Consider the following 14,577-nt stretch of genomic DNA (forward strand, 5'->3'; position numbering starts at 1 on the left):
GGGTTCACCAGCGACCGGTCGCGTGGGGCAGGAAGTGCATCACGGGGCAGGCGTCGGCCAGGCATGTGGCGAGGTCAGCGCTGTCCGCGGCGTCGGCGGCGGGGAAGACCGCCCGGACCTCCTTGCCCCGTACGGGCGCCCGGCGCACCTGCAGGGTGCCCCCTGCCTCGCGGGCGAGGCTGTCGACGATCATCAGGCCCCGTCCGCAGTCCTGCCCGGGGTCGGCCGCAAGGGGCGGCTGCGGCAGGAAGGGGTGCTCGTCGTGCACGGCCAGTACGAGCGTCGTCCCGGTTCTGGTGAGCATCACCGTGGTCCTGGCCGAATACGGAACGGCGTGTCGTGCGGCATTGCCGACCAGCTCGGAGATCACGAGCGATGCCGTGTGCAGCCCGTCGTCGTGCAGCCCCCATTCCCGCAGCACGCGAGCCACTCGCCGCCGGGCCACGGGGACCTCTGCGGCTTCGGCGGACACGGTGAAGACATGGACACACGCGGCGTCGCCCGGCCCGCGGCGAGAGGTGAGGACACGGTGTGCGACGGTGCCGCGCCGCGCCGCGGACGGATTCGAGACGGTGGTTCGCATAGCGATTCCCGGTGGTTTGCTCTGCAGGTTTACGGCGGGCTGTTGGACCGCTCATTCGAGGGGCGTGCCCTCTGACCGGTGACGTGTCACGCTGCGTCGCCTGCCGCCCACGGCCGGTTCCCCGGACTCGGAGGGAATTCCACCCGACCTGCGTTCGACATTGCCGAACTCTAATCAGATTTTCACCGGCCGACAAGGGGTCGTACCGATGCATATGCCTCCGCCGGTCGTCCCGCGCGTCGACAACGGAAGATCACTACCGGAAACTGATCTTGACCGGTTTCCGGCCGAATGCGGTGACACGCAGTCAGGCGATGTGGAAACGCCGCCTCCTGGGCGTACGGCAGGATGACAGGTCGCACAACGGCACTCCACGAACACGCAGGTGACTAGGTGACGACACACCACACACGGCTCATAGCGGCAAGCTCCGCCGCACGCACCCTTCCAGGTGCCACGGGAGGGGAGAGGTGAACCGTGCTCTCGCCCTGCACGACCTGATCGTCGCCGGCATCGCTCTGGCCGCGGGCATCGCGGCCGCCGCGCTGTCGCGTGTGATCCTGAAATGGCTCGGCGTACGGGCCGACAGAACCCGCTGGAGCGGCGACGACATCATCGTCGCCGCCCTGCGGGCACTGCTTCCCTGGGCCGCGATCACCGGCGGCGCGGCGGTCGCGGCCTCGGCGCTCCCCCTGACTGCCCGGGTCGAGCGCAACGTCACCATGGCGCTGACCGCCGTTCTCATCGTGGCCGCGACGCTCACCGTCGGGAGGATCGTCGCCGGCCTGGTGCAGGCCCTGGCCAACTCCAGGACGGGTGTCGCCGGGTCGGCCACCATTTTCGTGAACATCACGCGCGTCGTGGTCCTGGCCATCGGCTTCCTCGTCGTACTGGAGACCCTCGGCATCTCCATCGCGCCGCTGCTCACCGCGCTGGGCGTGGGCGGTCTGGCGGTGGCCCTGGCCCTGCAGGACACCCTGGCCAACCTCTTCGCCGGTGTGCACATCCTGGCTTCCAGAACGGTGCAGCCCGGTGACTACATCAGGCTCAGCAGCGGGGAGGAGGGCTACGTCGTCGACATCAACTGGCGCAACACCGTGGTGCGCACGCTCTCCGAGAACCTGGTGATCATCCCCAACACGAAGCTGTCCGGCACGAACATGACCAACTACCACCAGCCCGAGCGGCAGATGACGCTCAACGTCCAGGTGGGGGTCGGCTACGACAGCGACCTGGATCATGTCGAGAAGGTCACCACCGAGGTCGTCGAGAGCGTCATGGCCGATGTCGCCGGCGCCATCCCCGACCATGAACCGCTCATCCGTTTCCACACCTTCGGCGACTCCAGGATCGGCTTCACGGTGATCCTGGGGGTCGGGGAATTCAGCGACCAGTACCGGATCAAGCACGAGTTCATCAAGCGACTGCACCGGCGCTATCGGGCCGAGGGCATCAGCATTCCCGCCCCGAGGCGGAGCGTTGTCATGCAGCCGGCCGAGCTGCCGATTCCGGACCCGCGCTCGGCCACAGAGCCGATGACCGCCCCGACGCACCACAGCCCGATCGTCTGAGGCGGCCGGCCTGCATCGGTCGGCGCCACCGTCCCGGGGTGCGGCCCGCCTGCTCGGGCAGGCGGGCCGCACCCCGGGACGGGCACTCGAGCCCTGGCCCGGGATGCACATCGCCCTGCGTGAAGGCGGCGCGCCGGCGCAGAGCTCAACGATTCGCACCGGACCCGGTCGAGCGCGTGGCGCACCTTGTCCGGCACGGGACCGGGGTGGAGCAGGGCCAGCTCCGCGTGGCCGCGGATCGAGGCGACGGGTGTGCGCAGCTCATGGCCGGCATCCGCGGCGAACCTCCGCAGCCGTTCCTCGCTCACGTGTCTGCGGGCGAGCGAGTCCTCGACATGCCGGAGCATCCGGTTGAACACGCTCCCGACCTGGCCCACCTCGGTGCGGGGATCGGTGTCCGGGACCCGCGGCGGCACGGCGACTTCGCCACCGGCGAGCGGCAGTTGGGCCACCCGGGACGCTGTCGCGGCCACCCGGCGCAGCGGACGCAGCGAAAGCCTCACCCACGCTGCTCCCGCGATTCCTGTGGCCAGCAGCGCCGCCCCGAACACGATCGCCTCGACCAGCTGCAGCCTCTGCACGGTGTCCTCGACGGGCTGGAGCGGCAGGCCTGTGATCAGTACGTCGCCCGCGGGCCCCTGACGCCTATCACCCGGTAGTCATGCAGCGTGGACAGCCGGATGGTGCGGCCTTTGCCGTTGCCCGGTACGTCCACCAGTTCACGGCGGTCGGCGGCGGTGAGCGCGACACCCGTCTCGGTCTGGTCGCGTACGACGGCGGCCTGGGTGACCGTACCGCCCAGCACACAGGCACCGAAGGTCCCTGTGGCCTGTCCCCGGGTGTCAGGGCCGCCGTCGCCGCGCAGCTTCCTGGCGGGGTCGAGGCTCGCGGGAAAATGGTTGCCGACCGCCGTCAGCTGCTGGTCCAGCCGCCGGACGAGGAAGCCCTCGAGCGCGGTGGTCGTCGCCAGACCGACGGCTCCACAGCTCACCGCCAGCAGCACGACCAGGCCGATCGTCAGCCGGGCCCGGAGGCTGCGGACCGCCGGGACAGGGCCACCTCACCGAGGTCGACGCCCTGGCCACGGCCGCCTTCGCGATGGGCGACGCCGCTCGTGCCTGGCTCCGGTCCGTGGAAGGTGTCGAGGCGTTCGCCGTCACGGCCGACGACAGCGCCTGGTGGACCCCCGGGTTCACGATCCACAGAGCCGGCCCTCAGCAGTAGGACGCAACGTCAGCGAGTGGTGAGGACCATCCGGAACCGCGCGGCGCCGGACATCATCTTCCGGTACGCCTCGGCGGCCTGGTCCAGAGGCAGGATCTCGACCATCGGGCGGATGCCGTGCAGGGCGCTGAACGCCATGGTGTCCTGCACGTCCTGCGCGGTTCCGGAGGGGTGCCCGCGGATGATCCTGCCGCTCATGAGCAGCTGGTTCGGGCCGATCCCCAGCGGGTCCGCGTCCGCGCCGACGACCACGAGCTCGCCGCGGGGGGAGAGCCCATCCGCGGTCGCCGTGATGGCGTCGGAGTTGGCGGCGGTGGCCAGGACCACTTTCGCGCCGCCGAGGGAGCGGAGCGCGTCCGCGACGGGCGTGTCCGCCGTGCTGTCGATGTAGTGGTGCGCGCCGAGCTGCTTGGCGAAGTCGGCCTTTCCCGATCCACGGGCGATGGCCACGGTCTCGAAGCCCATGGCCGCCGCATACTTCACCGCCAGATGGCCGAGGCCCCCGATACCGAGCACGGCGACCAGATCGCCCGGCCGTGCGGAACTGCGCCGCAGCCCGTTGTACGTGGTCACCCCCGCGCAGGCGAGGGGTGCCGCATCGGTCGCCGTCAGCGCGTCGGGGATCCGCGCCAGGGCGTCCTGCGGTGCGACCACCTTCTCGGCGTACCCCCCGTCGTACGCCCACCCCGGAACCTTCAGGTTCTCGCACACGATGAAGTCACCCTGTCTGCAGGGCGTGCAGTGGCCGCAGCTGCCGCCGAACCAGCCCACCGCCACCCGGTCGCCCACCTGCCAGCCGCTGTGCGTCCCCTCGCCGAGCTCCTCGATGCGCCCGGCGATCTCATGCCCGGCGACCAGAGGAAAACGGACGCCAGGCAACAGGGCGTCCACGAAAGCGACGTCACTGTGACAGATCCCGCAGGCGTCCACGGCGATCCGTACGTGGCCGGGGCCCGGCTGCGGTACCTCACGCTCGACGATCTCGAACGGACCGCCGGCGGCGGCCACCTGTACGACTCGATGGGTGCTCATCTGGATCTCTCCCGGGTAGCACGAGGCGCGTAGCTATCAGCACACCAGCTCGGGACCGATCACGCGCGCCAAGCCGGGTGAGCAGCCGGCTCACCTCGCGGAGCTGCGTCGAAGGGCCGACGGCGTCAGATCCGGGTGCACCTCGCAAGCTCGGCAGCCCGGCGGACCAGGCCACGGGCCACGGTCTTGGCGGCGCGACACCGCATCCCGGCGGCATGCCCTGCAGGCGGCCCCTCCCGTCCCCAGTGCCGGTACTGACTGCCGGCACGGGCCGAGGCTACGACCGGCGGCGAGGTTTGCCGCGCTTGCCGCCCTTGGGGCCGCCGGCACCGCTCCGAGGGGTCTTGCCGGCTGCGGGCTTGCGCTGTGCACCGCCCTTGTCGGAGGGCTTGCGCTTCGGCTGGGCCGGGGCCGGGGGGCGACCCCGTGTGCTGTTGACGGTCCGCCCGCGGACGATCCCGATGAACTGCTCGACCAGGTCGGTGGTCGCATCCTGCGGCCACGACAGTGCGATACGCGACTCGGGAGCGTCCGAGACCGGCCGATAGGTGAGGTCCTTGCGGTGGTGCAGGCGGGCGAGTGACTGGGGGACGACGAGAAGTCCCACCCCTGCCGCCACCAGTTCGACGGCATCCGCCGTCGTGGCGGGGCGCTCGATCGCGGGCCGTCCCGGCAGACGCTCCCAGCCGAGGACGTCGTCGAGGGGATGCAGCACGATGTCGTCGGCAAGATCCTCGGCGGACACCTCGTCGACCGCCGCCACGACATGGTCCTTCGGGACCACGACCACCGTCGTCTCGGTGTAGAGAGGGATCGCGCTGAGGTCCGTCCGGTCGACCGGCAGCCGTACGAAACCCGCGTCGGCGCCGCCGCCGCGCAGCATGTCGAACGCCTCAGCGGCGGGTACCCCGATGAGGTTCAGTGGGACTCCGGGCAGCCGCTCGTTCCAGATCCGCACCCACTTCGTGGGGGTCACTCCCGGGACGTAGGCGAGCCGGAACGAAGGGGGTACTTCCGAGCCTGTCACTCCGCCAAGGTTACCGGTCGTGGTCGGAGGTGGCGCACGCGCTCGAATACTCTGGACACCATGACGTCGCACCAGAGCGCCCAGACGATGAAGCCCGCAACCGCGGCCAAGAAGCTGGGCGTGTACCTCGAGGCCACCCCCGCCGAGTTCCAGGAGGGTGTCGTCTCGCGCACCGAATTGAACGCGCTGCAGGCCGATCCGCCCGAGTGGCTGCTGGAACTGCGCCGCAACGGTCCGCATCCGCGACCGGTGGTCGCGGCGAAGCTCGGCATCTCCATCTCGGGTCTCGCCCGTGGCGGAATCACGGACGCCCTCACCACGGAGCAGATCGACGCGCTGAAGCGGGACCTTCCCGAGTGGCTGCAGAAGGAACGCGCCACCCAGGCCGAGGTTCGCAAGGAAGCGGCTCGCATCAAGGAGAGGAACGTGGCGCGCGGCGATCAAGGGGGCCAAGCGGGCTCCTGACCCGAGCACGGGCGCGGGGGCCCGCCAGTGATCGTTCGGTGCCACATGTGCCGAACGGCCACTGTCGACGGAGCGCCGGCGTCGATCGACGGTCTGCAGGCGCTCGCCTGACGAACTACGGACATTTCACGGCCATGTGCGTGGTGAACGGGCGGTCCGCGCACCGTCGTTGCACCTCGACCGCTCGGTCCCTGCGACGCCGTGTTCGGGGCGGATCTCGGTCCTGAGCCGACCTGTTACTGCTTACAGCGTGAAGCCGGCGGGCGGACGGGTGTGTTCACCGTCCGCGTCACCGTCTTCGGTTCCGGCGCTGGACATGCTGAAGCCCGCCTCGAAGGCGATCGGCGAACCAGCTTCCGTACGGGCCGCTTTCGCCACGAGCTCCTCGTTCGGTGTCCGTACACCGAGCGCTGTGGACGACACGGCCTTCCCGGTCGACGAGCCCGCGCTCTCAGCCGTTCCGCCGGAACTCCTGTAGCCGGCCTACGGCATTCATCGCTGCGGCATCCACAGGGTCCGGCCTCGGGTTCCGTCGCCCGATGTGGCCGGTGCGACCTACGGGGTAGGCCCGTCGGGGAGTGGGGGGACGGGGAGAAGCTGCGGGCGTTTGGCGGTGCGGCCGTCTCCGGAGGAGCGGCCGCGCAGGCGCCTGCCGAGCCAGGGGCCGAGGAACGAGGCGGCCCAGCGCAGTTCGGTGGCCGTAGCACGCCATCCGGCGGGGGCGGGTGTGTCCGGAGGAGGCAGGGGGCGCGTCCAGGCGTCGCTGCTGCCGGGTAGTTGGAGTGTGTGGGCGATGGCGGCGGCGATCCGTTCATGGCCGAGCGGGCCGGCATGGAGCCGGTCCGGACTCCACAGGCGGAGATCGGTGACGACGTCGTGGAGAGAGGTCTCGCCGACGGCGACGCTGTGCCGTCGTGCCGCCTCCCTGATGCGGTGGTTGAGGGCGACGACACGGGAGTTGATCGGGCGGGCGAGCGGCGTGATCCGTGCGACGTCGGGGAAGGTGAGGGTCACCACACGGGCGCCCTGGGCGGTGAGCGCGGCGAACATCGCCTCCAAGTGGCCGGCCACCTCGTCGGCGTCGAACCGGGGGCGCAGCAGGTCGTTGACGCCGGCGACGACGGTGGCCAGGTCCGGGCGCAGGGCGAGGGCGGAGCCGAGCTGTTCCGCGCGGACCTGTCCGGCGAGGCGGCCGCGCACGGCGAGATTCGCGTACTCGACACCGGTGCTGTGCACGGCGAGCAGCTCGGCGAACCGGTCGGCGAAACCCCGCAGCCCCACGATGTCGTCGCCGTCGCCGAGGCCCTCGGTCTGGCTGTCACCCAGAGCTACGTAACGCAGATACTCACCGCTGCGCATGAGCCGCCCGCCTTTCCCGCAGGATCGCCGCCGTGCGCTCGCACCAGTCCCGGTTGCCCTGTTCGAAGGCGAGGCCCCGCAGGCAGGTCAGATAGGGCCCGATCCGCTCACCGTGCCGGAGGAACTCCTCCTCGCTGCGGTCGCTGCGGATCTTGTGCAGCAGCGTGCTGAACAACTCGACCTTGGCTCCGGCGAAGGCGGCCCGCTCCATGAGCTGCGCGATGACCTCATCGGTGTCGATGAGATCGGAGGCCTGGACCTTGACGACCAGGTCGTCACGCATGAACGAGGGTTTGGCGGAGGCCGCGGCGAACCGTTCCAGCTCGGCGAGACCGGCGTCGGTGACCCGGAACAGGCGCTTGTTGGGCCGGGTGTCCTGGACCACTTCCCGGCCCGTGACCAGCCCGTCCGCCTCCAGTTTGGCGAGCTCGACGTACAGCTGCTGAGGCAGCGCGTGCCAGAAGTTGGCCACGCCCATGTCGAAAGACTTGGCCAGTTGGTAGCCGCTCAGCTCCTCATCCAACAGCGCCGCCAGCACGGCATGACGCAAAGCCATCGGACCGCCTCTTCTCCCCATCCGCCCGCTGAACCCCACCCATCATACTCAAGAAAGTGACTAATCAGGTTCACGACTACCGAGGTTGTACAGCACCTGGGCAGCTTCGGGCAGCTCGACCACGCGGGCCCGTGAAGCGCCGGCCGGGGGTTGCAGTGGGCCACAACCGCCTCACCCGTCTGCACGCCCTGATGTGCCGACAGCTTCCGGTCACGTCAGCCTAGGATCGATCAGCAAATGCTGGGACATCGCCTGTTTCGTCTGGCACCGGCATGCCCATCTCTCGACCGGAGGAGACGGATGTCGGACGCATGCGGCAGGACACGCTGGAAGCGCTTCGCCGTCGTCCTGGCATCGGGTGTCACGGCGGCCACGGCTCTCGGCATCGCCATGGCGCAAGGAGCGCTGGCCGCGTCGTTCTTCGTTTCCGGACAGAAGTTCCAGATCGGCGCCGACACGCTGACCGCACGAGGCCTGAGCATCTACGGCATGGTGGACACGCCCCGCAAAGGTGCTCCCGTACCGGTCGTGGTCACCGGGATGAGGCGCGCCAAGATCGACGGCTTGTGCCAGTCCATCGTGGTCCCGATCCCGGTCCTCGGCACCTACACGCTGAGGCTCACCGGTGATGACGGCCAGGCCGAGGCGAAGGACCTGTTCATCGACGGGACGTCCTTGGCGGCCGATGAGGCCTTGCTCAATGATCTCGACATCGGTGTCGCGGCCGGCTCGCTCACCACGGGCAAGATCAACCCGGACGACAGGGACTCCCGGTTCTTCGATCCCAACGGCATCGCGCAGCAAGCCGCATCGGCCACCCTCACCGACGTGCGTGTGACCGCGGTCGCCGTCTCGGCCGCCACTCTCAACGTCCCCGGTCTCAACATGCGCCTCGTGCAGGGCAATCGCTCGTGTTTCTGACCGCATGACCCGGCACACGCCGGCCGGGTGCCTGCCGGCCCTGGCTCCCGCCCGCTTTCACATGGAAGACGTACGTGATCCACAAGCTTCTTCGCAGACGACCGGAACTGCAGGCCGCGATCGCCGGCGGCCGACGGAGGTTCAGGGCCTGGCGCGGTGAGCGCCCCTTCTGGGCCGGCCTGTTCACCCTTGCCGCGGGAGTACCCGTCCTCTACCTCCCCTACGTCGGCCTCGGTCCGGGTGGCATCCCTCTGGCCCTGTCCACCACGGCCGGCGGAGGATCGCTGATCATCGGGATCCTGCTTGTCGTCCTCGGCATCACCCTCTGGTTCCACCAGCAGGTGCGCGTGTTCGCCGGGATCGCGGCCATGCTGCTCGCCCTGGCCTCCTTCCCCATGGTCAACTTCGGGGGAATGCTTCTGGGTCTGCTGTGCGGCCTCGTCGGCGGGGCTCTCGCCTGTGCCTGGGCCCCGCCGGACCCCGCGGATTCCCGGTCGGCGGCACACGGCGCCCCCGCAGCTGTTGCGGTGAGCGAGGGCCAGGGTGAGGGATAGCGGCCTGATCGGCGTACTCGACCGGTCGCGCAGGTCACTCGCCACGACGCTGGCGCTGACGGCGTTGCCGGCGGTGCTGGTCGGCGCGCCCGCGGCTTCGGCCGCGTTCCTCTCCTCCGGCGGCATCCGCCCAATCGACGCTGCCCGCACCGGGGCTCCGCGCGACCGTTCGCCTGCCCCTCTCGGCAGCCGCCCCTGGGTTCTGCGGGCGGAGCGGCTCGTCCTCCACGGGAGCGTTTTCCACGGGGTGGTGACCGTACGGACCGCGGCGGGGGCCGAACGGGTTCTGAAGTTCACCGCACGGTTGATGGACATCGCCGGCCTGGACCTGACGACCGGCGGCAGCAGTGGGCTACGCCTGCGGGCCAGGCCGGCGGCCACGTCCACGGTCAGGGGCAAGGACGTTGTGACGCTCTACGCCTCGAGGCTGTCCGGCTCACTCACCAGTCTGGGCGGCGCACCGCTCCCGGCGATCCGCAACGTCACGATCAGCCCCGACTCCCTCCCCGGGTGGCTCTCTCACCCGGGGGTCGCCACGCGGACCGTCGCGTTCGACGACGTGAGCATGTCGCAGATCGCCCGGTTCGGCGGCGACCTGACCATCGCCGGACCGGACTTCCGCGCCGCGGGCCGGTGAGCATCCCCCACCGGTGCGTCTCGCGGACCTGGGGCACGGTGTCACGAGCCGAGATGAACGAGGGAGGGAAATGGCCGGCCGCCTCGGCCGAGCCGTTCTCCCTCCCTCCCCCGGGCCTCTGCCATGACTTCGTGCAGCGCCCACGGCACCCGGTCCGGCTGGAGCCGGTGATTCTGGTCCAGCAGCAGGCGGTACACCTTCGCCGCCAGGGATCCGGACGCAGCTGTGAGGCGGTCCGGTCCGGACGTGCTGAGGGAGGTGACGACATGGCGGCACCCCGCGAAGTGCAGGCTGCCCGCCACGGTGTCCCGATCGGGTTCCGTGCCGCTGCCGACGGCCCCGCCGTACCCGGAGAGAAACACCAGCTCGGTGTGGGACAGGTCCGCCGCAGCGATGTCCGAGGCACTCAGCGGTCCGTCGGCCAGCGCGAGCGCCACGCCCGCGTCCCCGGCTGCGCCCGGCGCCGATGTGCCCTCGGCCCGCTGCACAGGTGCGGGCGATCGCACAAGACGGCAGACAAGGTGAACGACCTCGACCTCCGAGAGGGCTTCGAGTACGGCGAGTCGGGTGGCCGATCGGCCGCCCAGCACGTCGAACTCCATTCCCGTACCACGCAGCACCGCCACCTCCTCCTCGGCGGACCGGGCCCACCACGTCTCGTCACCTGCGTTCCCCACCACCACCAGCGCCCGGGACGGCCTCCGGGCGGGGCGGCCCGCCCCGGGACGCCGGTGCCGCAGCAAGCCCGCCAGTCCGGGCGCGTACGACGAGACGGGCGCGGGACCGGGCGCCGGCTCCGCACCGGTCTCCACCCGCTGCGGGGGGTACGCCTCGTGTACGGGGAGGTCTGAGAGCGGTCCCGTGGGGCACCACCAGACCCACGGGGGGATCCCGCGTTCCGCGCCGGGCAACCGCCGTGCCAGCTCGTCCATGGCCGGCCTCAGGGCCTCGCGCATCTCGGCCTCCTGGAACTCCGGCCCCCGTCGGGCCGAGGGGGCCTCGATGCCGGGCAGCTCCACGGCGGAGACCGAGTCACCCGTCAGGATCAGGGCGTCGCTACGGAGAGCGGCCACGTTGAGAACGACCACCGGCCCGTCGGCTGTCGCCGCCCGCAGATCAGCTTCGGCCAGCCTCGGCGCAAGCCGGGCGGTCTCCCTGCGGAGCCGGTACAGCCTCTGCCTGCGCGGCTGGCAGGATCCGGCGTCGTCTTCCCGCAGCGCCCGTCCGGCCAGGATCACACGGTGCAGGCACAAGCCGCGCTCCAGGAGTTCCACAGCCCCCATGAGCTCGCCGGCGGCCACGGCGCAGGCAGCGGCGTTCTCCGGCATCCCGGCGAAGCCGTCGGCGACAAGGGCGAACTGCGCATCGCCCATGCCCACCCAGTCGAGGCGCTCCAACTGGTCGAACAGCCGCTTGAAGCCCTGCAGGGCGAGGGAGGCGCGTCCTGCCCGCACCCCCGACCGCGCCGCGTTCCGGGCCGCGGCCACTCGCTCGACCGGCCCGATGCTCCGCTCGTCAAGGGCGGCCTCAAGGTTCAGTCGAGAGGCCCACTCGGCATGCTCAGGCTTCTCACGCAGCCACGTGACGTCCGCCGCCAAAGGAGCGAGGCAGGCCACCAACTCGGCGCGATCAGCGGTCGGCTGGACCGCATCGAGGGCCTCCCGGCCGAGAGCCAGCGCTTCGTCGAACGCCTCCCCGCCCGTGCCTTCCGGCGTGTGCTCCCCGCCGACCACAAGGCGGACGTGCAACGCCCGCAGCAGGCCGTGCAGCGCCAGTCTCCTTGTCCGGCCCTCGCGTTGAGCCCCGCCGGTGGAGGTCTCCGCCAGCACACCGCGCAGGATCTGCACTCCGTGCTCCGCGTCGTCCACGCTGTCGGTGGCCCGCGCCCGGTAGCACAGAGCACGTGCGTACTGGACGAGCAGGGCCGCGTCCTCCGGATGGCCCGGTCGCAGGGCGGGCGAGGCCGCCTGGAGCAGGGTGAGAGCGCGACCCAGGGCAGCCACATCACCTATGTCCGCGTAGCGCGTCAGGCGCTGGGCAACCGTCCGGCTCAGGATCTGGGCGCGCGTGGGAACGCGGCGGGGGCCGCTCGGGGCGACAGCTGATCGCGCGACAGCACGGTGAACACTCTGCGCGGCCATCCGGGCGACGTCACGGGCGTGCCAGCGCCCCCTGGGGAAGTCGGCACGCCATACACGCGTATCCGTGTCCCGGAGCCAGTTGTACTTCCCCCAGCGGGAGATCAGCCGGGCCTCCGCTCCCGTGGTGCTCACCCCGTCGAGGGCCAGCAGGAGCGGCGCCGGGCCTTCGGACCCGGCACACCACGAGACCACCAGTGCGATCTGTTCCCGCACCATGGGTGAACGGATCTCGACCGGGTCGAGCAGCATGACTGCCGCGTCGAAAGTGTCCGGCCAGGTGATGTCACCGGCCTCGGTCGGGAGCGACTGCAGCACTCTGATGTCCAGCACCTGGTACCCGGCGCCGTGCAGCAGCTCGCACAGGTTGTCGTACACCCACTGCGGAAAGCCCGCAGTATCGGGGCGGCGGCCGATGAGCACGGTCGGACGGGCCGGGGCCGTCGGATCCTGCCGTTCGGAGCGGCCATGGGTGGCGAACAGGCCGTGGGCCGTCCCCGACGGATCGTAGACATCGCTTCTGGCGTTGACCAGGCGAGCCGAGGGCGAGCATCCCGTGCGGGTCTCCCGCCGGCCGGAGTGGACCAGAAGCACCTCGCTGTCCTGGCCCGTTGTGCCCGGGCGCAGTTCCAGTACGACGGGTTCGGTTCCAGGGGCGCGGATGAGCAACGTGTCGGGCTCGTCGCCCGGGGCACCGCCGACGCTCAGCACCCCGCGGTGCATACGGACGGGGATCTCCACCTCGGGGACAGTCTCTTCGCCCGATGCGGCCACGGCGTCGACGACCATGGCTGCATCGGCACATGTGAGTCCGGCAGGCCCACGGCGATCGATGCCGGCACCGGTGTCGAGGCAGGCAGCGATCGAACGGAACTGCCATCCGGTGACGGTGTCCAGCAGCCTCTCCGGGAGTCGGCGCCAGGCACCCACGAGCCAGTCGGCGACGCCCTGGCGGCCTTCGTCCTCCACCAGAGCCCTGAGCGCCGAACGCAGCGCCGCTTCGGCATCGGCCGGCGCGTCCCGGCCGCCGAGCGCAAGCCGCCATGTCACCTCCTCCTCCAGCCGCGTCAGGGGCGAGAGATGACCGTGGAGCCCCTCGATGAGACGGCCCAGTTGCCTCAGCGGGTCGTCCGCCGCGCAGCGCGCGAGTCTGTCGGCGAAGCGTGCCCTGAGGACCCGCTGGACATCCGGGAGCAACACCATGGCGCGGGGGTTGCGGGATGCTGTCCAGGCACTGAACCACAGGTCGGACTCGGCGCCGACATCCGCCTGCGGCAGCAGTGCGAGACGCACCGCCCGCATCAGTTCAGGTTCGATGCGGACGGCGGTGCTGAGCAGTTCCGCGAGCTCGGCGGCCTCGGGCGGGGGGCCGGGCGGCAGGTCGTCCCATCCGTGCCCCGGTGTCGTGTCGGCACCGCTCACCGTGGCCTCACCCCTCTCCCCCGAGAACGGAGTTCGCGCCGCAGCCTGCCTGGGCCTGGGCCACCCGGGCGGTGACGTGCCCCACGGTGGTGCCGCGGTCCCAGGCGAACACCGGCATGGTCGCGGGCAGCCAGGCAGGAAAGCGGTCCCTCGGCAGGGGCAGCAGTCCCAGTGGGCGGGCGCCATGGCGTCGCACCTCGGCAGCGAACTCCCGCCACTCGGCCGGCCTGCTCCTGCGGTGGTCTCCTGGTGGCCCGATCGTTCCGCAGTCGCTGAGCAGCAGAACCGTACTTCCGCGAGGAGGAGGCTGATAGGTCCGCCAGGTCCAGAACGGTCCCTTGCCCGCGCCGCGCAGGGGTGCGTAGGCGAAGCGCAGCAGCTCCGTCTTCTCCTTCCCGACCAGGGCCTCGACCCGCTCGCACAGCTGCATCTGGTCACGGGAGAACAGCTGCATCGCGGGCCCGTGGTCGACCAGGATCTGAACGCCGTGCCGCAGAGTCCGCAGCTTGCGCCGGGGCAGTTCGGCCAGCGGCAGGCCACGGGCGAGGAAATCGACGGTCATCTCGACCTCCACCTCGCCCTCGGGTGCTGTGCCGGCGAGTGCCGCCTCCAACAGGGCTGCGGTGGACAAGGGCGCGAGCAGGGGCGTGTGCGTCGGCCGGCGACTCATCAGCTCGCGGTCGGGCCTGGCGACACTGGGACGCGACCAGCCACGGGGCCATGCGGGCAGGGTCTCCAGGGGGCTGACCCTCGGGTGGCCCGTGCCGCCGGCGACCGGGCCTGCGTCAACTGCCCTGTACTGTCCGGAGTCCTCCGGATCGAGTCCGAGCCCTTCGAGCATGGTGGGCACAGCCGAGCCGCGTTCCTCCCCGGTGGACGGCAGCTCCGGCCCTTTCCCGGCGGCGGCCGCCGCAGTGTGTTCCGGAGGGGCATCTGCACTCCAGGCGGGTCCTGTGTCCTGCGGCCCGGTGGGCAACGACGGGCCCAGACCGAGGAGACGGGCAATGCGTCTCGCCGTCCCTTCGTCCTGGGGTGCGATCGTCTCAAGGGCCAAGGCCAGATCTCCCAGCCATGTGCACCCCCTCCGC

At 70.8% G+C, this 14,577-nt stretch carries 13 protein-coding genes and 1 pseudogene; 5 read left to right on the forward strand and 9 right to left on the reverse strand.

Features of this window, described 5'->3' with window-relative positions; all coding sequences use genetic code 11:
- Nucleotides 1–4 precede the first annotated feature (4 nt).
- Nucleotides 5–583 carry an ATP-binding protein gene (locus tag OHS70_RS02240; protein ID WP_328393048.1) on the reverse strand — a complete coding sequence of 193 codons (579 nt, stop codon included), beginning with the start codon at nucleotides 581–583 and terminating at the stop codon, nucleotides 5–7.
- A 470-nt stretch (nucleotides 584–1,053) separates the two neighbouring features.
- Here OHS70_RS02240 and OHS70_RS02245 point away from each other — a divergent pair, with 470 nt between their 5' ends.
- The gene (locus tag OHS70_RS02245) at nucleotides 1,054–2,154 is read left to right on the forward strand and encodes a mechanosensitive ion channel family protein (protein WP_328393050.1); all 1,101 of its coding nucleotides are present in this window, start codon (nucleotides 1,054–1,056) and stop codon (nucleotides 2,152–2,154) included.
- Nucleotides 2,155–2,303: 149 nt separating this feature from the next.
- Here the strand turns inward: OHS70_RS02245 and OHS70_RS02250 are convergent.
- From OHS70_RS02250 to OHS70_RS02260, 3 genes and pseudogenes are all read right to left on the reverse strand, one after another.
- Nucleotides 2,304–3,175 (reverse strand): annotated as a pseudogene (locus OHS70_RS02250) (histidine kinase dimerization/phospho-acceptor domain-containing protein); the annotation flags it as partial.
- 212 nt (nucleotides 3,176–3,387) lie between these two features.
- Nucleotides 3,388–4,410, reverse strand: a complete 1,023-nt coding sequence (locus tag OHS70_RS02255) for an alcohol dehydrogenase (protein ID WP_328393052.1) — start codon at nucleotides 4,408–4,410, stop codon at nucleotides 3,388–3,390.
- Between the two features lie 277 nt (nucleotides 4,411–4,687).
- Nucleotides 4,688–5,437, reverse strand: a complete 750-nt coding sequence (locus OHS70_RS02260; protein ID WP_328393054.1) for a LysR substrate-binding domain-containing protein — start codon at nucleotides 5,435–5,437, stop codon at nucleotides 4,688–4,690.
- A gap of 60 nt (nucleotides 5,438–5,497) precedes the next feature.
- Here OHS70_RS02260 and OHS70_RS02265 point away from each other — a divergent pair, with 60 nt between their 5' ends.
- Nucleotides 5,498–5,902, forward strand: coding sequence for a DUF5997 family protein (locus tag OHS70_RS02265; RefSeq protein WP_328393056.1), 405 nt, complete (start codon nucleotides 5,498–5,500; stop codon nucleotides 5,900–5,902).
- A 243-nt stretch (nucleotides 5,903–6,145) separates the two neighbouring features.
- Here OHS70_RS02265 and OHS70_RS02270 read toward each other — a convergent pair whose 3' ends face one another.
- The 3 genes from OHS70_RS02270 to OHS70_RS02280 all read right to left on the reverse strand — a co-directional run bounded on the left by OHS70_RS02270 (nucleotide 6,146) and on the right by OHS70_RS02280 (nucleotide 7,817).
- Nucleotides 6,146–6,325 (reverse strand): hypothetical protein, encoded by a 180-nt coding sequence (locus OHS70_RS02270; RefSeq protein ID WP_328393058.1) that lies wholly within the window; start codon nucleotides 6,323–6,325, stop codon nucleotides 6,146–6,148.
- Nucleotides 6,326–6,457: 132 nt separating this feature from the next.
- On the reverse strand, nucleotides 6,458–7,261 hold the full coding sequence (locus tag OHS70_RS02275; RefSeq protein WP_328393060.1) for an SGNH/GDSL hydrolase family protein: 804 nt from the start codon (nucleotides 7,259–7,261) through the stop codon (nucleotides 6,458–6,460).
- Nucleotides 7,248–7,817, reverse strand: coding sequence for a PadR family transcriptional regulator (locus tag OHS70_RS02280; RefSeq protein ID WP_328393062.1), 570 nt, complete (start codon nucleotides 7,815–7,817; stop codon nucleotides 7,248–7,250). Before OHS70_RS02280 ends, OHS70_RS02275 begins: the two co-directional genes overlap by 14 nt.
- A gap of 300 nt (nucleotides 7,818–8,117) precedes the next feature.
- Here OHS70_RS02280 and OHS70_RS02285 point away from each other — a divergent pair, with 300 nt between their 5' ends.
- From OHS70_RS02285 to OHS70_RS02295, 3 genes are all read left to right on the forward strand, one after another.
- Nucleotides 8,118–8,738 carry a DUF6230 family protein gene (locus tag OHS70_RS02285; protein WP_328393064.1) on the forward strand — a complete coding sequence of 207 codons (621 nt, stop codon included), beginning with the start codon at nucleotides 8,118–8,120 and terminating at the stop codon, nucleotides 8,736–8,738.
- Nucleotides 8,739–8,812: 74 nt separating this feature from the next.
- Complete coding sequence (locus OHS70_RS02290) at nucleotides 8,813–9,292, forward strand: DUF6114 domain-containing protein (protein WP_328393066.1); 480 nt, start codon at nucleotides 8,813–8,815, stop codon at nucleotides 9,290–9,292.
- Nucleotides 9,282–9,929: a hypothetical protein gene (locus tag OHS70_RS02295; RefSeq protein WP_328393068.1), complete on the forward strand. Its 648-nt coding sequence runs from the start codon at nucleotides 9,282–9,284 to the stop codon at nucleotides 9,927–9,929. Before OHS70_RS02290 ends, OHS70_RS02295 begins: the two co-directional genes overlap by 11 nt.
- Before the next feature lie 41 nt (nucleotides 9,930–9,970).
- Here the strand turns inward: OHS70_RS02295 and OHS70_RS02300 are convergent, their stop codons facing one another.
- A complete protein-coding gene (locus tag OHS70_RS02300) occupies nucleotides 9,971–13,489 on the reverse strand; it encodes a CHAT domain-containing protein (RefSeq protein ID WP_328393070.1) in 3,519 nt (1,172 codons plus the stop codon).
- Nucleotides 13,490–13,496: 7 nt separating this feature from the next.
- Nucleotides 13,497–14,339 carry a hypothetical protein gene (locus OHS70_RS02305; RefSeq protein WP_328393072.1) on the reverse strand — a complete coding sequence of 281 codons (843 nt, stop codon included), beginning with the start codon at nucleotides 14,337–14,339 and terminating at the stop codon, nucleotides 13,497–13,499.
- Nucleotides 14,340–14,577 lie beyond the last annotated feature (238 nt).

The organism is Streptomyces sp. NBC_00390, from assembly GCF_036057275.1.
In the GTDB taxonomy this organism is placed as follows: Bacteria; Actinomycetota; Actinomycetes; order Streptomycetales; family Streptomycetaceae; genus Streptomyces.